20 protein-coding genes are annotated in these 20545 nt (G+C 40.5%); 17 read left to right on the top strand and 3 right to left on the bottom strand.

The features are described 5' to 3' along the window. Positions 1-44: 44 nt before the first annotated feature. From ACFPZG_RS07610 to ACFPZG_RS07600, 3 genes are all read left to right on the top strand, one after another. Complete coding sequence (locus ACFPZG_RS07610) at positions 45-191, top strand: YjcZ family sporulation protein (RefSeq protein ID WP_283732587.1); 147 nt, start codon at positions 45-47, stop codon at positions 189-191. Positions 192-208: 17 nt separating this feature from the next. After that, positions 209-460 (top strand): stage VI sporulation protein F, encoded by a 252-nt coding sequence (locus ACFPZG_RS07605; RefSeq protein ID WP_283732586.1) that lies wholly within the window; start codon positions 209-211, stop codon positions 458-460. A gap of 230 nt (positions 461-690) precedes the next feature. Continuing rightward, entirely contained in the window at positions 691-993 is a 303-nt protein-coding gene (locus ACFPZG_RS07600; RefSeq protein ID WP_283732585.1) for a hypothetical protein, read from the top strand. A gap of 224 nt (positions 994-1217) precedes the next feature. Here ACFPZG_RS07600 and ACFPZG_RS07595 read toward each other — a convergent pair whose 3' ends face one another. The 3 genes from ACFPZG_RS07595 to ACFPZG_RS07585 form a co-directional block, all read right to left on the bottom strand. Then, positions 1218-1652, bottom strand: coding sequence for a GNAT family N-acetyltransferase (locus ACFPZG_RS07595; protein WP_317940645.1), 435 nt, complete (start codon positions 1650-1652; stop codon positions 1218-1220). Between the two features lie 3 nt (positions 1653-1655). Then, positions 1656-2171: a YjcG family protein gene (locus ACFPZG_RS07590; protein ID WP_283732583.1), complete on the bottom strand. Its 516-nt coding sequence runs from the start codon at positions 2169-2171 to the stop codon at positions 1656-1658. An 89-nt stretch (positions 2172-2260) separates the two neighbouring features. Further along, positions 2261-2986: an alpha/beta hydrolase gene (locus tag ACFPZG_RS07585; protein WP_283732582.1), complete on the bottom strand. Its 726-nt coding sequence runs from the start codon at positions 2984-2986 to the stop codon at positions 2261-2263. Positions 2987-3161: 175 nt separating this feature from the next. Between ACFPZG_RS07585 and ACFPZG_RS07580 the strand changes: the two genes are divergently transcribed. The 14 genes from ACFPZG_RS07580 (at position 3162) to helD (ending at position 20424) form a co-directional block, all read left to right on the top strand. Then, the gene (locus tag ACFPZG_RS07580) at positions 3162-3731 is read left to right on the top strand and encodes a phosphatidylglycerophosphatase A family protein (protein ID WP_283732581.1); all 570 of its coding nucleotides are present in this window, start codon (positions 3162-3164) and stop codon (positions 3729-3731) included. 178 nt (positions 3732-3909) lie between these two features. Further along, positions 3910-4851 carry a TAXI family TRAP transporter solute-binding subunit gene (locus tag ACFPZG_RS07575; RefSeq protein ID WP_283732580.1) on the top strand — a complete coding sequence of 314 codons (942 nt, stop codon included), beginning with the start codon at positions 3910-3912 and terminating at the stop codon, positions 4849-4851. Between the two features lie 90 nt (positions 4852-4941). Continuing rightward, positions 4942-5466, top strand: a complete 525-nt coding sequence (locus ACFPZG_RS07570; RefSeq protein ID WP_283732579.1) for a DUF1850 domain-containing protein — start codon at positions 4942-4944, stop codon at positions 5464-5466. Beyond that, positions 5459-7504 carry a TRAP transporter permease gene (locus ACFPZG_RS07565; RefSeq protein WP_283732578.1) on the top strand — a complete coding sequence of 682 codons (2046 nt, stop codon included), beginning with the start codon at positions 5459-5461 and terminating at the stop codon, positions 7502-7504. Before ACFPZG_RS07570 ends, ACFPZG_RS07565 begins: the two co-directional genes overlap by 8 nt. A gap of 203 nt (positions 7505-7707) precedes the next feature. Next, on the top strand, positions 7708-8604 hold the full coding sequence (locus tag ACFPZG_RS07560; RefSeq protein ID WP_283732577.1) for an ATP-binding cassette domain-containing protein: 897 nt from the start codon (positions 7708-7710) through the stop codon (positions 8602-8604). Between the two features lie 140 nt (positions 8605-8744). Further along, positions 8745-9863: a hypothetical protein gene (locus ACFPZG_RS07555; protein ID WP_283732576.1), complete on the top strand. Its 1119-nt coding sequence runs from the start codon at positions 8745-8747 to the stop codon at positions 9861-9863. Between the two features lie 27 nt (positions 9864-9890). Then, a complete protein-coding gene (locus ACFPZG_RS07550; protein ID WP_317940646.1) occupies positions 9891-11045 on the top strand; it encodes a hypothetical protein in 1155 nt (384 codons plus the stop codon). Positions 11046-11096: 51 nt separating this feature from the next. After that, positions 11097-11828, top strand: coding sequence for a hypothetical protein (locus ACFPZG_RS07545; protein WP_317940647.1), 732 nt, complete (start codon positions 11097-11099; stop codon positions 11826-11828). A gap of 152 nt (positions 11829-11980) precedes the next feature. Next, complete coding sequence (locus ACFPZG_RS07540) at positions 11981-13771, top strand: SLC13 family permease (protein ID WP_317940692.1); 1791 nt, start codon at positions 11981-11983, stop codon at positions 13769-13771. 40 nt (positions 13772-13811) lie between these two features. After that, positions 13812-14225 carry a VOC family protein gene (locus ACFPZG_RS07535; RefSeq protein ID WP_283732569.1) on the top strand — a complete coding sequence of 138 codons (414 nt, stop codon included), beginning with the start codon at positions 13812-13814 and terminating at the stop codon, positions 14223-14225. Between the two features lie 190 nt (positions 14226-14415). Continuing rightward, positions 14416-15525, top strand: coding sequence for a mandelate racemase/muconate lactonizing enzyme family protein (locus ACFPZG_RS07530; protein WP_283732568.1), 1110 nt, complete (start codon positions 14416-14418; stop codon positions 15523-15525). Further along, on the top strand, positions 15525-16202 hold the full coding sequence (locus ACFPZG_RS07525) for a GNAT family N-acetyltransferase (RefSeq protein ID WP_283732567.1): 678 nt from the start codon (positions 15525-15527) through the stop codon (positions 16200-16202). The genes ACFPZG_RS07530 and ACFPZG_RS07525 overlap by 1 nt, the downstream gene beginning before the upstream one ends. A gap of 125 nt (positions 16203-16327) precedes the next feature. Continuing rightward, positions 16328-18016: a methyl-accepting chemotaxis protein gene (locus ACFPZG_RS07520; protein ID WP_317940648.1), complete on the top strand. Its 1689-nt coding sequence runs from the start codon at positions 16328-16330 to the stop codon at positions 18014-18016. A 173-nt stretch (positions 18017-18189) separates the two neighbouring features. Continuing rightward, positions 18190-20424 carry an RNA polymerase recycling motor HelD gene (gene helD, locus ACFPZG_RS07515; protein ID WP_317940649.1) on the top strand — a complete coding sequence of 745 codons (2235 nt, stop codon included), beginning with the start codon at positions 18190-18192 and terminating at the stop codon, positions 20422-20424. Positions 20425-20545: the final 121 nt, after the last annotated feature.

Here is a 20545-nt window from a genome sequence, read left to right as displayed (position 1 = left end):
TCCGCTATCTGCATAGGATAGACGGAAGGGAAGGAGGGATTTTTATGTTTGGTGGATGCTATTCTGGCGGCGGATACGGCTGCGGTGGATATGGCGGGTATGGAAAAGGTTCCTATGGCGGTTCCACTTTTGTTCTAATTGTAGTTCTCTTCATCTTGCTAATCATTGTTGGCAGCAGCTTTATCTGCTAAGGGGGAGGTAAAAGGGTATGAATGACTCGTTTTTTAAGAAAATTGAATCCAAAACAGGTGTACCAATGGAAGAAGTTTTTGCTTTAGCAAACGCTATCCAGTATGCAGACTTCAGCGACGAGCGGCAAGTCCGTAAAATCGTAAAAAAAGTCGGCAGGCTTGCAAACAAAAACGTCCCACAGCATATGGAAGACGAATTGGTAAGATCAATCGTCAACAATGGAAACTCTGTAAACTTCAACGACATACAACGAATGATGAATAACTAAACAAAAGCGGAGGGTGGTGTTTAGCTGCGACCGGCGCTGGAAGGTTTGAAATAAAGGCGTTCTTTGCCTTTACTTTCAAACCTGAAGCGACCCGAGCAGCTGCCACCCGCAGCTGGATGAAACAAAAGCGGAGGGTGGCGTTTAGTGCCACCCTTTTTCATATACATACAATTAGCCAAGTGTTTCATACAATCTACAAACGGGGATAGTCATATAAAAGAGGTGAGGAAATGGGCTATCAACTGCCGATTCAGCCAATTCAATCGGAAATGTATGCAAATCGTATGAATGTGGAGTTTAAAAACTTTGCTTATATCAATCGAGTACAAAAAGTGAAATTGGACACCGAATTAATGAGTAAATTCCAAAACTCCCTTGAACAAGAAATGGAAAGAATATCCGAGAATGATAAATTGGGAACGACTGTCCCAAATTCTCGAGAGACGAGTGGTTTCATCCCGAATCCAACCAATCTATCACCTGTAATCGCAAGCCTTGTAGGGAAAGGCCTTGTGGTGAATCAATACGTATAAGAATAAGAGCAGGGGCAGTCCGAAATAACATAGCGAACATAAAAAGGGATAGGAAACTTCATGCCTTAGTTAGGTCTTAAGTAATAAAATGACCGATAACTATCTCAAAGTGACCGATAACTTGCATCAAGTGACCGATAACTCGCGACAAGTGACCGATATCTCGCCAACAGCCCATTTTCCATACGAAAAACCGCTTCAGTCACCTTGACTGAAGCGGTTTTTCAATTACTGATATCTTTTTCCATAGCCCGATGGGGGATATCGGCATCCATGAATTCCGGAGAGGTGACCGTAAATCCAAGTTTCTCATAGAAAGGTACTGCATAAGACTGTGCGTTCAAAATGATTTTCTTCATGCCTGTGGACTTAGCATGTTTTTCGAGTTCAAGCATAATAAGATTACCAAGATGCTTGCCACGCAATTCTTTTAAAACGCAAACCCTTTCCACTTTGCCGATGCCGCTATCAATTTCCCGGATACGCCCGGCCCCAATCGGTAGATCATCATCATAGACGATGAAATGTGCGGCTGTTTTATCAAATTCGTCCATTTCTAGACTGAGGGGAACTCCTTGCTCTTCCACAAAAACTTTTTTCCGAACATCATACGCTGCTTCACGCTCCCGATCGGATCGGGCAATTTTAACTTCAATCAATCTTCAATTTTCCTCATCAAGACGGAAAGTTTCATAAACTGTCCAAGATCCGTCTTCAAGTTGGTAAAGAAGGTGTATACGATCAATTATTTCGGTGTGATCGACTCCCACCATCTTAATTTGACCGATAATATCATCATGTTCACCTGAAGTGAGTTTTTGAGCGATTGTAATATGTGGAACGAAGGAGAATTCCGGCGTTACACCGAAGAAATCTTCATTCAGGTCTTTATGGAGTGCAAGTATATCCTCATTAGGTGTTACTTTGAAGAAAATCGTATTTGTAATAGGAGCAAACGTGCTTACTTTTGAGACGTTTAATTCAAAAGGCTTATGCTTATTTGCTACCTCACGAATCGCTACAGCCACTTGCTCAATTTCTTTGTCATCAGCTTCGAATACACCCTTAACAGTCATGTGGGGCGTAATAAGTGCATAATGTGGGTCATAACGCTTCCTGTAACCGTTTGCTATGTCTTGGAGTTTCTTTGATGGAAATGCGACTACACCATATTTCATCCTAAACGACCTCCTCGTAAAATGTTTTTAATACACTACTTCATATCGTTAATTATAGCAGAATCGCCCACACTTTGCCTAAATTGGCATCATTCATATTGAAAGGATTTTCTGATAGCTCGTGGAACGTCCTTTTGCCAATACTTCCACGTATGGTCCCCTTTAAATTCTTCATAGAAGTATGAAAACCCTTTACTTTTTATTAAATTATTTAAATTCCTGTTAGGAGTAAGAAAATCTTGAATGCCATCCACAGTCGTTTTTACTTCCGTCTCTTCGGTGCCAATCACGTGATAGATGGAGAAACTGGATGGATCTTTTAAGGTTTCCACTTGTTCGAGTACATATTCATCCACATAAGGCGAATGAAGAATGACCTTCCCAAAGCAATTCGGATATTTCAATGCGGTAAGCAATGAAATCGTTGCGGCTAAAGAATCTCCTATCAATCCTCTTCCTGCCCCGACTTGATAGGTTGGGTAGTTTTCGTCAATATAAGGAACTAACTCATGCGCAAGAAAACGGATATAATCTTTGTGTCGATCACCGGCTGGATGATACATTCTTCTTCGCTCTTTGACACTTTTATATGGTATTCCAACTACGATCATATTATCGATTTCGCCCTCATTAACTAATTCATCGGCGACGCGTCCAATTCTACCGTATTGAAAATAGTCCTTGCCGTCCGAAGCAATGAGAACGGAATACTTATATAGCGGTGAATACTGATATGGTAAATGGATGAGAAGTTGCATTTCCTCACCAAGTGCTTCGCTGTAAAAGTTGACCTCTTCGATTTTTCCATATTCCATAAGTTAGTCCTCCCTTGTTGTTTATGTATCAAGATTGTATCATATGGTACCCTACAGGTATAATCCTTAAAAAGCTTATTAGGTTGAGGATGTTGACAATGCTTTAGAATCAATTGAAAGGCAACGGTCATATTATATCTGATAAGCACGGATTAGAAAAAGGAGGTAATAATTAATGTTCACTGGTAAAAATATAGTCCATAGCGATGTTGTTACTAAAGCTACAAAGGAAGCCCTTCTACGGCGAGGTGTCACATTGGAAGATGTGGCGAAAATTGTCTACGAAATGCAAGTTCCTTATAATGAAGGCCTTGATCTTGCAGAATGTGTAGACTCTGTAGAAAAGGTATTACGTAAGAGGGAACTTCAGCATGCAATCCTTGTCGGAATCGAGTTAGATGAACTTGCGGAGCAAGGGAAATTATCAGCCCCTTTACAACAGATTGTTGATTCTGATGAAGGACTGTTCGGTGTGGATGAAACGATTGCATTAGGTGCAGTTTTTACGTATGGGTCCATTGCCGTAACTACATTTGGTCACTTGGATAAAAATAAAATCGGTATTATTAATGATCTTGATACGAAAAAAGGAATCGGTGTCCATACATTTTTAGATGACCTCGTCGCAAGCATCGCTTCATGTGCTGCTTCCCGGTTGGCGCACCGGAAAAGAGATTTGGATGAAGCTGGAATAACTTACCTTGATTTAAACAAAAAAGAAAATGAAAAGAATAGTATTGAATAAAGCGTTCCTGGAAGATGAAGAAGTTTAGCTTCATCTTCTTTTTTTTTATTAATTCGGAATGAAAACGCTTGCGATTTACAGACTATTCACAAGAAACGTTGACAAGTGAATGATTATTTGTGTTAGAATAGGTGATAAGTTGCAAAACTATAATAATACAAAAGGGGAGAGAGATTGTATGAATAAGAGAGTAGGACGCATTCTTGCATTGATGTCAGTGCTTACATTGCTACTTCTATCAGCATGCGGTAAAAAAGACGTTGAATATCTAAGTATTTTGACAGGTGGTACGCAAGGTACTTATTACGCACTTGGGGGAGCACTTGCAGAAAACATCGGCCAGGATACTGGTATTAAAACAACAGCTGAAGTTTCACAAGCATCGGCAGCGAATATGACTGCCCTTAAGGACGGAAAAGCTGAACTTGCTTTCGTGCAGACGGATATCGCTTATTATGCGTCTAAAGGAGAAATGATGTTTGATGGTGAAATCATCGACACTGTTTCTGCAATCGGTTTCCTATATCCTGAAACAGTTCAATTAGTTACTCTTGAAAAGTCTGGAATTAAATCATTTGCTGACTTAAAAGGTAAAAAAGTATCTGTAGGAGCTCCAGGTTCAGGTACGTATGCGAATGCTGAACAGCTTCTTGAAATCCATGGTTTGACAATGGATGATATCCAAGCACAAGATTTGGACTTCGGTGAGTCTACAGAGAGCTTGCAAGCTGGTCAAATCGATGCAGCATTCATCACTGCTGGTACTCCAACAGCTGCTGTTGAAGGTTTGAACGCAACAGCGCAAGTATTTATCGTTCCAGTTGAAGATGCCAAAGCTGACGAATTGATCGCAAAATATGGTTACTATGCAAAAGAAGTTATCCCAGCAGGAACTTACGGAATTGCTAATGACACACCTACAGTATCAGTTGGTGCAATGTTAGTAATCCAAAATGATATTCCAGAAGATGTGGCTTATAAAATCACAAAATCGATTTATGACAACGCATCTAAATTGACGCATCCGAAAGCTGCGTTGATTAAAGCAGAAACTGGACTTGACGGTATCGGTATTCCAGTTCACCCAGGTGCAAAAAAGTACTTCGACGAACAAAAATAATTTAATCTTGGTAAATTCGGAATCGGGGCGGTGAAGCGACATGCTTCATCCGTCCCATTCTTAATTGCCACCCAGAAAGGAAGAAGGCGGATGAAATGGAAGAAAGTATTTCCGCCCGTCATTCTGCTATTCACGCTCCTTGTTGTCCTCGCCTTTATTTTCCTGCCGATACATAAGGTGTTCTCGTTCACAGAATATCGGGCAAATCATCCAGAAATCTATTATGTAAAGATGAAAAATGAGCAGGAATTTCAAATAAGGTATGTTCACTCCATCTTTTTAACTGATGTAATTGAGTCCTATAAGGTGACCGATCAAAATGCCATACAGTTATTATCTATGCAATATGAAGATGTTGGAATTGGTTTGCCGGGATATGCGGAAAAAGGCCAGACCCTATCTGTCAAAGATGGTTTGTATACGCTGTCTTTTGAGCATAACATTATCCAATCATTCGTCCTTTTTGTTGGCGATGTCGACGCGGATCTCGCTTTCCGCTATGAGGGATTTGAAACAGATTTAAAAAAACATTTAATAAGAGGAAAATCGTACTCTTTTAGAGTGCAACGCCTATCATTTTACCAAATGATGAAAGGAGTAAAGATAAATGGCTAAAGATAAAAAACAGAAAGAAAAAATACAACTTAATTCAGAAGTAGAAAGTAATGAAATGTTAACAGAAGAACAGCAGTTGGAAATTTTACAGAAGTATGATCCGGAGTCAAATACTCGGAATGTTAAAGGGGTTTTCAAGATAATCGTGTTCGTTGGATTACTTGCATTTTCGCTTTTCCAATTATACACATCCATCGGAACTCCGTACACTGCCTATATTCAGCGTTCCATTCACTTAGGTTTCGCATTGTCACTTATTTTTATTTTATTCCCAGCAAGAAAGAAACCGGGAGTTAAAAAAGATAAGGTTCCTTTCTATGACATAATCCTATCCTTGGTTGCGATTGCAGTTGGATTGTATTGGCCGTTATTCTATGGTGATTTAATTGGCCGTGTTGGGCGGGTTTCCGACTGGGATCTCCTTATCGGAATCGCAGCTGTACTATTAACATTGGAAGCTGCACGACGGGCCGTCGGATTACCAATTACTATTATTGCAAGCGTTTTCTTGGTATATGCATTTTTCGGACGGTATTTTCCAGGGTTCCTTGCGCATCGTGGTCAAGATATAAAAAGTATTGTCCAATTAATGTTCTATACAACAGATGGTATTTTAGGGACGCCAATCAGTGTTTCTGCGACATTCATCTTCGTGTTCTTATTATTCGGGGCTTTCCTCGTAAAAACAGGTGTAGGGAACTATTTCAATGATTTAGCAGTTGTCCTTGCGGGTCGTTTAACCGGTGGACCTGCCAAAGTAGCGATCTTCTCAAGTGCATTGCAAGGAACGATTTCAGGAAGTTCCGTTGCAAACGTTGTTGGTTCAGGTTCATATACAATTCCTATGATGAAAAAGTTAGGGTATCGCAAGGAGTTTGCAGGTGGGGTTGAGGCAGCTGCTTCAACTGGAGGACAAATCATGCCACCTATCATGGGGGCCGCTGCATTCCTGATGGTTGAATTCATCGGAGGCGTAACTTATTGGGAAATTGCCAAAGCGGCAGCTATTCCTGCTTTGCTTTACTTTACTGGGATTTGGATTATGACGCATTTTGAGGCGAAGCGTGTCGGTCTAAAAGGCATGTCCGAGGATCAAATGCCGGATCGGAAGGCGACGTTGAAAAAGATTTATCTATTATTGCCGATTTTAGGGATTATCCTATTCCTATTGCTTGGAATTCCGACGATGAAAGCGGCATTATTAGGTATAGTTCTTACTTTAGTCGTCAGTTTCTTCGATAAATCTACACGTCTTGGATTTAAAGATATTATTATGGCACTTGTTGATGGTGCGCGTACTGCATTGGCTGTTGCAGCAGCAACCGCGTGTGCCGGTATTATCGTTGGGGTTGTTGTTAAGACAGGGTTAGGGTTAAGTCTTGCAAATGGACTCGTTTCAGCTGCAGGGGGGAATATTTTATTAACGCTTATCTTTACGATGCTTGCGGCTTTAGTACTTGGAATGGGGTCGCCGACAACTGCAAACTATGTTATTACATCGACAATCGCAGCTCCTGCCATCATTTTACTCCTAATGGGCGGTGAAATGGGACCAGGAACGACAGTACCACTTGTTGTAGCGATTTCAGCTCACTTATTCGTGTTCTATTTCGGGATTATCGCAGATATTACGCCGCCTGTTGCACTTGCTGCATTTGCTGCGTCAGGTATATCCGGGGGAGATCCGATTAAAACTGGTGTTGTATCTTCAAAACTTGCGATTGCAGCATTCATCATTCCATATATGTTTGTATTCAATCCGGCAATGCTTATGATTGATGCATCCTTCTTGGAAATTATTTGGGTCGTCTTCACGGCCATAGTAGGTATGATTGCAATAGGGGCAGGTATGATAGGTTATTGGTATCGAAAATGTAATTGGTTGGAGCGAATTATTATTGTAGCAACCGGGTTATTGCTAATTTTCCCGGAAACAATTACGGATATTGTCGGTCTAATTCTTTTCGTTATCCTTTGGGCAATTCAATGGAAAACGAAAGGGAATGACGATAAAAATAAAGTAGCAGTTGCTTCATAATTAAAAAAGCTGTCATGGAAGGTGTTTTAACTTCTGTGGCAGCTTTTTATTAAATTATGAAATATATAATAAATTGAACCTATTTGAGAATGGTGATATTTAATACTATTGAATTAATTGACTCTTATGTATATAGTAGAAAGTATCAAGAAATTACCAAATAAGAGCGTTAGGCAAGAACAAGCTGAAGGGTGGAAGAATAGATGTTGAAATTATCAAATGTGTCAATTACCTATAATGATAAAGCCGTTTTGGATAAATTGGAGTTAACGGCTAATATAGGGGAAATCATAGGTGTGGCGGCTCCAAACGGAACCGGGAAATCAACGATGTTCAATGTGATGGCGAATTTTGTAAAGCCTGATTCGGGGCATGTAGTATTTGATGGTAAATACGCTTACCGAAATGAAAAGGAAGAGTTATTGATTCATAAGCAGTTATGTACATTCCCTGAACAAAAAGACCTGTTTGGGGAGTTGTCCGGAGTGGATCACCTGAAACTCTTCGCGAATATGTGGAAGGGATCGACAAAACATGTACCGGCAGTCATTGAGCGTCTTCAAATGGGGAACTACGTGAAAAGGAAAGTTCGCACATATTCATTAGGGATGAGGCAGCGCCTTTGCTTTGCAATGATGATGGCAGCTGACACGCCTGTCATCCTTTTGGATGAAGTGATGAATGGACTCGATGTGGACAATGTGGCTTTATTATCGGAATGCTTAATGGAAATGAAGAAGGATAAGCTCATCTTTGTCGCATCTCACTTACTATCAAATTTAGATTTGTATGCTGATAGAGTGCTTTTCCTGAAAAACGGAAAGTTTGTGCATGAACATAGATTTACCGGCGAAAATGATGTCTACTTAAAAATCGAAGTGAATCCGGAACAGTTTGAAATGCTAAAAGAAAAGGAGACATTGCCAGAGGGCCATATTTATTTGGCGAACCACTTATTATGCATTCCACTAAACGGAATGAGTGCGGTGGATCAAACAAAGTGGATTGAACGTATGCTTGATTATAATGAAAAGGAAATGACAGTTGGACCGTTAGGGACGGTTGAATACTATGATAAGTTTTATTCGAAAAATGCATGAAAAGTGTACAGAAATGAGTAAAGACTTTTCTACTAAAAGGGGAAGTTAGGATGAATCGAAATTATTTGAAGCATGAATTTCTAATTACATCAAGAAGCAGGCGGAACATTCCTTTTGTATTATTTATAGGAGTCCTGCTATTGAGTTATTGTTTAATTCTATTGCCGAATGAAGAAACAAAAGAAACCTATTATCCCGAAGAGGTTAGAGATTATTTGATAACCCTTGAAGTGGAGCAGAAGTTCAGGGAGGAAAAAGGAAATACAGGAATTGTTTTAAGGTCAGGCGAGTTTGTGTACGCCAACAATGCATACTATTACATGCTAAATAATGCAATGCTTAATGCGTATGAGGAAATGGACTACACACGTTTCCTTTATTTAAGGAACTATACCCTTTTAGGAAATGTGTGGGAATACACAGCAGATCCGAATCTTTTTTCACTTTCACCATTCCCAGGCAAAGACAGGGCACATTTATATCAGCAAACAATGATGCGCTATGAGGATTATTTCAAAAATAATTACCCGATTACATATGGCCTGATATATGAAAAGACAGGTTTGCAGGCTTTACAAAAATTCCTACAGACAAACGGTATTCTATTCATTCTGTTCTGTGCAATCTATTTTAGCAGTGATATTTTGTCAAGGGATCGTAAATACCGGACGGTTCTGCAAGGGATGCCGTTGTCCTGGTATCGGCAATTGAATTTGAAATCCTTATCGACATTCCTTTATTCACTGCTCATAGTCGCTGCCGTACTTGTTGCAGGGGTCGTTGTAATGGGCTTGCAGTTCGGTTTTGGCTACTTCGATTTGGAAGTACCTATCATGATCGCTCAGCAATTGTTTACAGCTAAAGATTATGATGTCATTTCGATTGCAACTTTTGTTGCGAAAACATTAATCGGGGTGCCATTATTAATCTTCCTTTTCATCCGATTGAATGTCGTTTTAGGCTTAATAGTAAAAAACGAATGGGTTGTCTTGTTAATAAGTACTTTAATCCTCTTTTCGGATCGCCTATTTGCTACTAGAACGACAAGGGAACTATTCGGAGTAGATATTAGCTTTTTCCCTCATATATATTTTGACTTTGGAAAGATTGTCGACGGAGAGAAGAATTTTCTGTTAAATGTGGAGACGATTACATTTACGAAAGGGCTTGTTGTGTTGCTTGCCACAATCGCGGTTATTGAAATTCTTCTATTCATTTGTTCAAAAGCTATTAATAAAAGACGTTTCTATCAAACATAAAAATAATGAATAGGAAAGGATACGATTATGTTTTGGAAGTATTTATTATTTGAGACAAAATTATTGCTGCATAATCGGAAAAACTGGTTGTTAGGAATCGCTATTATCGTGTTTTTCCCATTGTATTATTCCAGTTATAGTCTAACAGAAATTAAGGATATGCATAGAATGAAAAAAGAGGAAGCAGAGCAATTCAATACCATCTTCAATGCTTTCCCGGAAGAGCTTCGGGAGACGACAGAAGGGGAAGCGGCCTACAATAATTTAACACAGCAATCCTCTTTACTTAACATGCAGAGATTTTATTTGTGGAAGAAAAGTGATTATGACAAATATATAGATGATGGTATCAAGTTGAGTGAATTGCGACTTGAATTGCATGCGATGGGGAACATTGGGCTGCATCCGAAGTATGTCGTTCCTATAGAAGAAATTCAAAAGGAAATTGCGCTTTTACAATACTATAAAGATCATGAGCTTTCGATTGTTCCGAATCCATTTGCGGCAAGCAACTATCTACCGGTCGCTTTAAGCTTGATCAGCGGATTATTGTTTTGCCTATTCATATTAATAAGCGGAAGTAGCATGTTGGTCGTCGATCAGCACAATCAATCCGTTGTTAGTGGTTTTCCGATTTCCTTCATGCAAAGGGTTACTGGCAAACTAACTATCCATTTAGTTCAGGCGATGATGTTCCTATTAGGGGGCATCATTGTTGGGGCATATTATGTTGCAGGTAAAACCGAGTGGGGGAACTTTCTTAAGCCAGTACTTGTTTACCAAGATGCAGATTTTATTGCAGTGTCGACAATTCGCTATATCGTGTACATGTTTATCGCATTTGCTTTAATTGCACTGTTCCTGTATATAGCTTTTGTTTTGATTAATGTACTGACAAAGAATCTGTATGCGACAATTTTGATTTTGATTGTTATCCTTCTTGCCCCCGATTTATTAAGTGTGGCAGGTGTTGAATCCAATTGGCTATTTCCGTTGAAATTTATCGATATTGCCTCCGTTTTAAGTGGGGAAGCTGCAATGGAATTTGGCAATAAAAAAATGGACTTCAAACATTCGTACATTTGGCTAATAGGATTAAATCTGATGGCTTTCGTCATTTTATATTTGCGGAATATGCTTCTATATATTCGTAGAAGGGAATTTGCATTAAAAGTTAGCTGATGCAGAGGAGTTGGCGATGCACAAGGAGAAAATCGGGGATGGTGGATTGGTATGGAATTTAAACTACGGAATTGGTTTGAATATAGAGCCGGGAAAATAGGGTCAGTTTTTTTGGTGGCCTTATGCCTCTTAATTATGACGGGTTGCCATCCATTACAAGGATCGGTGACAGAAAAAATTGCTAACTATGAAAAAAACTTTGAAATCATTGGATCCGAAAAAGATGAATTGATCGGGAAGATAAATCCTGAAATTTTCTCTACAGCTGATCGGAGCAATGAAGGAATTGAACAAATCGGACAAGGTGTGTTTACGAAGGAAGGTATAAAAATCTCCCTCCAGGAGGGAAGATACTTAATCTCGGGTTATCCAGCAGGAAATATCTTCATTTATGATGAAAATGGTGATCTCATCATAAGGGAAATTGTAGGATATGCTGGGGTCGCCAGTCTTACTGTCGATATTAAGGATTCCTATACCATTTTTGCGGATGGTGGATATGATTTTGTCAATTTCACGCCAGTGTCGACATTTTTGGCTACCGAGCTGACAGCCGGTATTTGGGAAGTTGGATTGGATATTGAAGCTGGAGAGTACATCGTTAGTATGGATTATGGATTAGGATATTTGGAAATACATGAAAAGGATAAAGAGCCTATTCTGTATGAAATAATCGGGGGGCCCCCAATATCTCAGTCAACTAGTCATGTGAGTTTAAAAGATGGACAAAAGCTCCGCGTCACGAAAGTTTCCAAAGTTCTATTCACACCGGTGGATGATTAAACTTCAGTAAGTATGTTCACAGAAAAGTGCCTAATAAAAGGGCACTTTTTTCCTGTCTGTACTAAAATAGAGATAATAATAGTGGGAAGGGAACGGGTGAAGTGCAACTGATACTAACTTTTATCATTTTAGGAATTACCGTTGTTTTATTTATGACGAATAAAATTAGGGCGGATCTTGTTGCGATACTTGCTTTGCTTGCATTTGTATTGACTGGTATTCTATCTCCATTAGAGGCATTGTCGGGGTTCTCGAACTCAGTAGTGATCATGATAGCGGCCTTATTTGTAATTGGCGCAGGGATTTTAAGGACAGGACTTGCGCAAATGGCTGGATCACTTTTATTGAAGTATTCCGGTGAAAGTGAGAAAAGGTTATTCATACTTTTGCTTGTCATCGTTGCCTCAGTCGGGGCTTTTATGAGTAATACTGGCACGGTTGCACTTATGTTGCCGATTGTTGTAAGCATTGCGATTAGCATTAAAAGCAGTCCTTCAAAATATTTAATTCCGCTATCTTATATGGCCAGTTTTTCCGGCTTGCTGACATTGATCGCTTCTCCACCGAATTTGATCGTCAGTCAAATCCTTGTCGACAATGGTTATGAGAGATTGAGTTTCTTCCAAATCACACCGATTGGAATAATTGGTGTTGTTGTCGGGATCATTTATTTATACCTTGTTCGGAACAAATTGTTGCCGAAAAGAAAAACCACTGCTTCCAATTTGAATAATAAATTATCGGCAAAACAACTTGCCACTGACTATCAGCTTGGAGGTAACCTGTTTCTTGTCAAAGTACCGGTAGGATCCGATCTTGTAGGGAAACGACTTGCACAGCTAAAGATACCTGCCAATTATCATCTATGTATTTTAAAAATCAGCAGGAAATCAACGGAAGGCATGAATTTATTGCCGATGAACTTTCATGAAATGGCGGGGCCGAATAGCATCCTACAAGAGAAAGACCGACTATATATCCAAGGTTCACTGTCAAATGTGGAAAAGTTTGCGGAAGACTATGGTTTATCTGTAGAACAAAGCACGTCCGAAGCGGATGAACTTGTCTCGAAACAATTGGGCATTGCGGAAGTTCTCCTTACACCTCATTCGAGTCTTATCAATGAGACGCTTCGAACAATCGGATTTAGGGAGAAATATAATTTAAACATTTTGGGCATTAATAGACAGGGTGAATATGTTGAGAAAGACATGTCCAAGCAGAAGCTTCGATTCGGGGACGCCCTTCTTGTGCAAGGTTCGTGGGATTCAATTGAATTGCTTTCAAGGGACACACGGAATGTAGTCGTCATCGGGCAGCCGAAGGAGCATGCAAGTATGGCAGCGGCAAGCGGGAAGGCTTCTATCGCGGGTGTGATTATGATTTTAATGGTACTTCTAATGGTTCTTGAAATCTTCCCTGCGGTAATTTCGGTATTGATTGGTGCTGCATTGATGATATTGACGGGCTGTGTACGGAATATGGACGATGCATACGGTCAAATTAACTGGGAGAGTGTCGTCCTGATCGGAGCTATGTTGCCAATGGCTACTGCGCTTGAGAAGACGGGTGGAATGATACTTATATCAGAAGGAATCATTCAATTTATGGGTGGCCTTGGACCATTGGGAGTTTTAGGAGGAATTTTCTTCATTACAATGCTGTTTGGCCAATTTATTAGCAATACAGCGACAGCGGTTTTATTCGCACCTATCGGGTTAAGCGCAGCGTTAAGCATAGGGGTTAGCCCATATCCATTTTTAATAGCAGTTGCAGTTGGGGCGAGCATGGCATTTTCCACGCCAGTCGCTTCGCCGACAAATGCGCTTGTCATGACAGCGGGGGGTTATCAATTTAAGGATTTTGTTAAAATCGGCGTTCCCTTGCAATTTATCATGTTTATCGTCATGATGATTGCTATTCCGATTTTCTTTCCGTTATGATGAGTAATAGGTTAGAAACTATTGAATAGGAGTGGATGAAATGGCTATCGATGTATATCTTACTTTTAACGGAAATTGCAGGCAGGCGGCTGAGTTTTATGCGGAAGTATTCAATACAGAAAAACCCCAAATCATGACATTTGGTGAAGCGCCAAAAGACCCGAATTACTCGCTGCCGGAAGAAGCAAAGGATCTGGTCCTGCACACTCGGTTGGATATTAACGGAAGTAATGTTATGTTCTCCGATACATTCCCGGGTTCGCATTTTGTTCAGGGGAATAATGTAAGCTTGGCTTTTGTTAGTAATGATATGGAAGAAATCAAAAGAGTATTTGGCAGGTTGAAAGAAGGCGGTAAAGTAGCAATGGATCTACAGGAGACCTTCTGGAGCAAGAGCTATGGCTCATTGCGAGATCAATTCGGCATTGAGTGGCAGCTTAGCTACGAAGAGTGACTATAGAAAAACGGCAAGGATAAGTAATTCCTTAGCCGTTTTTGTTTTGGCTCGCTAATATTAAAAAGTGGCGCTCAAGAATTCATGTTCAGCGTTCAAGAAGTCTTGCCCCGCGCTCAAGAGTGACCAACGATTAAAACGGGTGTTACAATATCCTATGACATTCGCCTATTGAAAGGAAGAAACAATAATGAAAATCAAAGAAATTGATATCTATGCAATCCATCTGCCATTGCATGAACCGTTTATAATTAGCTATGCAAGCTTTGACTATATGCCTTCGATTATTGTCAAAATCACTACTGATACGGGTCATATAGGATATGGAGAAGCAGTTGCAGATGAACATGTAACAGGAGAAAGTTGGGAAAGTACATATGCAGTATTGAAAAATACGCTCGGACCGAAACTAATCGGTATGAATCCAGCTCAAATGGAAAAAATTCATGCAACCATGGATGCAGAAATATATGGAGTTCCTGCAGCTAAGGCCGCAATGGACATCGCTTGCTATGATGTCATAGGAAAAGCACTTGGTGTTCCTGTCTATGATTTACTTGGCGGGAGATTCCACGATGAATTCCCGGTCACACATGTGCTTAGCATTGCAACTCCCGAGCATATGGCAGATGAGGCTGCGCAACGTGTTGCTGAAGGATACCGTTCACTGAAGATGAAAGTCGGGAAAAATGTTTGGGATGACGTGGAGAGAATAAAAGCAGTTCGTGAGCGTGTCGGAGAAACGATTGCAATCCGTGTCGATGTCAACCAAGGTTGGGTGAACAGCTCAACAACATTGCAAGCGTTAAAGAAACTTGAAGATTATTCACTCGATTGGCTGGAACAACCAGTGAAAGCCGATGATATCGATGCAATGGTGGAGATCAAATCGAAGACTTCCGTTCCAATGATGATTGATGAAGGACTCAGGGGATTCCGTGAAATGAGGGAAATCATCGCAAAGCGTGCTACAGATAAGGTGAATATAAAGCTGATGAAATGTGGGGGGATTTATCCAGCTATGAAGCTTGCCCATATGGCGGAAATGGCAGGAATCGAATGTCAAGTCGGATCCATGGTGGAATCCTCAATCGGATCAGCTGCCGGATTCCATGTTGCATTTTCAAAGAAAATCATGACAAGTGTCGAATTGACTGGACCGCTGAAGTTTAGTGAGGACATTGGTGATTTGAAATATGATATACCTTTCATCCGTTTGACAGAAAAAGCAGGTCTTGGTGTTACTGTCAACGAGGATATATTGAATAAGTTGACCGTCTTTTCGGAGAAAGTAGTCTAATGGAAAAAGAACTTACGTTGAAAAGCGGTCAAACAGTATTTATTAGGACGTTGCAAATAGAAGACTTGAATCCCATTATGAAATTACAGAGGAAAGTGATTGCTACATTAGCGGATTCTTCATTCCTACAACCACTATCCGAAGAGGAATTTCTTAATATCCTCCACGGTAACGGATCCATGATCGGTGCATTTCACGACGATGAGTTGATTGGCTTTAGGGCAATGCTTGAACCGGAAATTGATGGGGATCATCTCGGGTTGGACGCTGGATTGGGCGAGTCCAAATTGTCGTATGTCCTTTATTCTGAAGTTTCAACTGTCGATCCCGATTACAGGGGGAACGGCCTACAACAGATTCTTGGGAAACTATTAGTAGATGCTATTGACATACATCGTCATCGTTATGTTTTTGCGACGGTTGCTCCATTTAATATTGCCAGTCTAAAGGATAAATTTGCATTAGGGATGCACATTGTATCCTTGAAAGAAAAATACGGAAACCTGCTCCGTTACACATTGATGAAAGAACTTGGTTGTAAAGTTAACGAAAATCGGGTCAGTACCGTGGTTGACATGTCTGATATAGCAAAGCAACAATCATTGTTAAGTGAAGGTTGGATCGGTGTCGGTATAGAACAGAATAATGGATCCTGGATTGTGAAATATCAAAAATGAAAACAGAACCGTTCCAGTCAATATGACTTGGAGCGGTTTTCTTATGCTATCCCCTACTCCTTGTACTATACGAAAAATAGTTAGTAGATTATAATTAAATTGTTTACTATTTTAGGAGGATACTAATGAAATATTCAGTTGGTAAGAAATTATGGACAGGTTTTCTATCCTTATTAGTTTTGATGATAATTTCCGGGTCATTTAGTTACTTGACCATTCCGAACATAAGTGGGAACTACAAATCGCTTCTTCACGATCAAATGGAAAAAATTATATTGTTGGAACAGCTTTCATCCAATCAAAAAGACCTTTCATATGATTTACGGGGCTACTTTTTACGAAATGATAAGGACTATTTGGGGAATCGATTTAAGTTGCTTCGAGTGATTGACGAAAAAATTGAGGAATTGGATTCGTCTTTTAAATCCAAAGAAAACAAAGCCTTGCTTGAAGAACTAAAAATTGCATCCAAGCAATATCGTGATCTAACCGACAATGCGATTGCTGCCTTCGATATAGGTAAAGATGTGCAGGCGAGGAAATACGCAGAAGACGCAGAACCGTATCAAATACTTGTTATAGATAAAGCGAATAAATTAATAAGCAACCAACGTGCGCAAATTTATGATGCCGAAGAAAAAATGGAACAAAGGATACAATCGACAGGCTACTTTATAATAGGTGTAATGGCAATTGTCCTGATTTTGAGCATGATTATCTCCTATTTCATTAGTAAAAACATAACGGGTCCAGTGAAAAAAATGACAAGTGGATTAACAAGGCTTGCACAGGGGGATTTTGCCATAGATCCATTGAATATTAAAAATAAGGATGAAATTGGCGAAATGGCAATAGCCTTCAATGAGATGAAAACAGATCTACGAGTGATTATCGCAAATACAAGAGATTCAGCACACCAGCTTGCAGCACAGGCACAGCAATTGACAGCCAGTTCTGAAGAGGGCCTTGCAGCCTCGGAGCTGGTAGCAGAAATTGCCGAAAAGAACTTATTGGCAAGCGATATGCAAGTGAATCTTGTAAATTCTTCGAATGATGCAATGGGCGAAATGGTGAATGATATTAATCAAATCACGACTGATAATGCAGCGATGCTGAAGTCATCAGAGCAAGTATTACAACTTGTGGGGGATGGCGCCGATTTGATGAAGGAAGTAACAAATCAAATGACAAGCATATCCAATTCCTTCAGTCAATCAGCTGACATCATTACTGATCTTGCCGTCCATTCGGAAAGAATTCGGAAAGTCACCGAAATTATTACTGGAATTGCAGAGCAGACAAACCTCTTGGCATTGAATGCTGCAATAGAAGCCGCTCGTGTGGGAGAACAAGGAAGAGGGTTTGCAGTAGTTGCTAATGAAGTACGGAATTTGGCGGAGCAATCGAAAAAGTCGGCAGAAGAAATTGGTCGAATGATTGACGCCGTCATTCGAAATGTTTCACTTGCAGTGAACAGTTCGGAAGTTGGAAACAGTTTAGTAAAAGAAGGACTAACAATTACCTACAAGACGAATAATGTGTTCAACGAGATAAAATTGGCGACAAATGATGTAAGTGCAAAAGTTGAAACGGTTTCTGCAGCAATCGAGAAGATCCGTTCTATGACCAATAGTGTAACGCTTGGGGCTGAAAAAGTTGAGGAGCTCGCGATGCAAACATCGGCGGAGGCCCAGTCAACAAGTGCAGCAACTGAAGAGCAATTGGCATCACACCAGGAAATCGCTTCGAGTGCCCAAACACTTTCAGAAGTTGCCGAAAAACTACAAAATGATATGAGACGTTTTACAGTATAACAATTTCTCCACACCTATAGCGGGTGTGGGGATTTTTTTACGCGTTCCAACGATTCTGAATAAATTGTATTGCCTAAAACATGTTGTAATGATACAATCAATTTCTGTTTCCTAAAAACCCCAACATCTCTACAGAAAGCAGGACGCAAAATACGCAAAATGGAGGACTGTATATGCAGAAACATCCCGATTTTGAGTTTGAATTGCAGCGCCTTGACTACACGAAGCACTATATGCAGAAGCTCCTTGAGGAGTCGATGCGTGATGTGCAATCCTCACAAGATGAAATCCGTCATGCGATGGCCGACTTGGATTATTTAGATTCAAGTTTGAGCTACATTAACATTTTGACGAATACCCGATTTTTTGAAATGGCACGAACCCAAAAAGAAGGATTAGAGGCGATCCAGCAAAAGCCTTATTTTGCCCGAATCCATTTTAGTGCAAGTGGGGAGAAAGATGAATTCCTTTATATTGGAAAAACCTCCGTCTTCCATCAAGAAACACAAGAGCCGATTATCGTCGATTGGCGTTCCCCAGTTGCGAATGTTTACTATGATGGTAGACTCGGAGACTTGACGTATAAAGTGCGTGACGAAGAAATCAGTGGACATCTTTATTCGAAAAGGCAATACAAAATTGAAGAAGGCGAATTGCTCGATATCCTTGATATTGATCTAACGACGAATGACGAATTGCTACAGGAAGCATTGGCCGGAAAGGCGGATGTCCGCCTAACAGAAATCGTTTCGACAATACAAGCCGAGCAGAATGAAATCATTCGTGCGAATCTGAAATCGCCTATTATCGTTCAAGGAGCAGCGGGAAGTGGGAAAACGACAATCGCCCTTCACCGTATTTCCTATTTTCTCTATACGATGGGTACGGATTTTCCTTCGGAGAAATTAATGATCTTAGCTCCAAGCAAGCTGTTCATGGAATATATCGGCGATGTGCTACCGGAATTAGGCGTAGGCAGGATATGCCAAACTACATTCGCCGAATATGTATTGAACGCCACTGGATTGAAGCTGAAGTTGGCTGATCCGAACGAAAAGTTGGAGATGTTAACTGCGGAGTCCGCTTTGAATGAAGAAACAATTTCTATTGCGAAAATGAAAGGAACGCTTCAGTACCGTGAAATTATGCAGAAATATGTCGAAAAATTGGAGCTTATGACCGCGGAACTATTTGAAGACGTCTATATTGAGAAGTATCGCATTATGCGAGCCACTCGACTAAAAAAGCTGTTCCTTGAAGACTTCAACTATATGCCACTTGAGAAGCGAATTGAGCGGATTCGCGTTATTATGCAAAGCGAAGTGAATCGGAAGAGGAAACAACTTTATAAAATTTTGTCCGATAAATACGAGGAAGCGCTCGATAAAGCACTGTACGGTATTCGTGACGATGAAAAGCGCAGATTACGGATTACAAGGATCATGGATGAGCGCGACGAACGTCTTCCTTCTATTGAAAAAGAAGGGAAACAAAAAGTCGCTTCCTATATGCGGAAATTTAAAAAGTTTAATTGTAAAAAGCTATACAGGGACTGGCTTACAGATCCTCAATTACATAATGAACTGGCATGCCACTGGTCCGATTCGGAAAGGGATGCTTTTTTTGCCGCGCACGTTAGTGTTGCTTGGGAGACTGAGGATTTAGCAGCCCTCTATTTTCTGCATGCAAAACTGAAAGGCGTGGAGGATAAATGGAAAATGCGTGTCGTCTTCATCGATGAAGTACAAGATTACAGTGAATTCCAACTTGCAGCTCTCCAAGACGGACTCGAAACAGATATGTTCACAATGGTGGGGGACTTGGCGCAAGGTATCCATAGCTACAGGGCGTTGACCTCGTGGGAACCCGTACAGGAAATGTTCCCTCGAGCTACCTATACAACGCTGCAGAAAAGTTACCGAACAACAATCGAAATCATGCAACTCGCAAACAAAGTCCTTGCCCAGATGGACGAAGACTTGCCGTTGGTCGAACCGGTTGTTCGTCATGGCCGGGAGCCGGAGTTTTATAATTTGCAAGAACTTGATGCCTCCGAGGTAAATGATATCTATGAAGCAATACTTGGCAGGGGACACCGCTCGATTGCATTAATTTGCAAAACGCGGAAAGAAGCAACAGCCATCCACAAACAACTCGAAAAGTCGGGCATGCCCGTCCAATTATTGGGAGAAAACTCTGATATAAACGGAGATTGCCTGTTGATCGTGCCGAGCCATTTGTCAAAAGGACTCGAGTTCGACGCAGTCATTATTGCAGCATTCGATGAACCGTTCAGAGATCATCCGATCGATCGAAAGCTGTTATACGTCGCAATGACAAGGCCAATGCATGAATTGCATCTGCTTTCCGACTCATTACTACCATTGATTTCACCGAAAAACGCATAAATCGCTAAAATCACGCATAAATCGGACGAAAAGCTCATAAAAGCAGATAAGGGCGCATAAATCCATACAGAAACGCATAAATCACTTCAAAAGCTCATAAACACATAATAAGGGGGAGAAT

Source organism: Sporosarcina thermotolerans (assembly GCF_042658975.1).
Lineage (GTDB): Bacteria > Bacillota > Bacilli > Bacillales_A > Planococcaceae > Sporosarcina > Sporosarcina thermotolerans.
The sequence above is the reverse complement of the archived record's forward strand: the minus strand, read 5'-3'. Positions and strand labels throughout refer to the sequence as shown.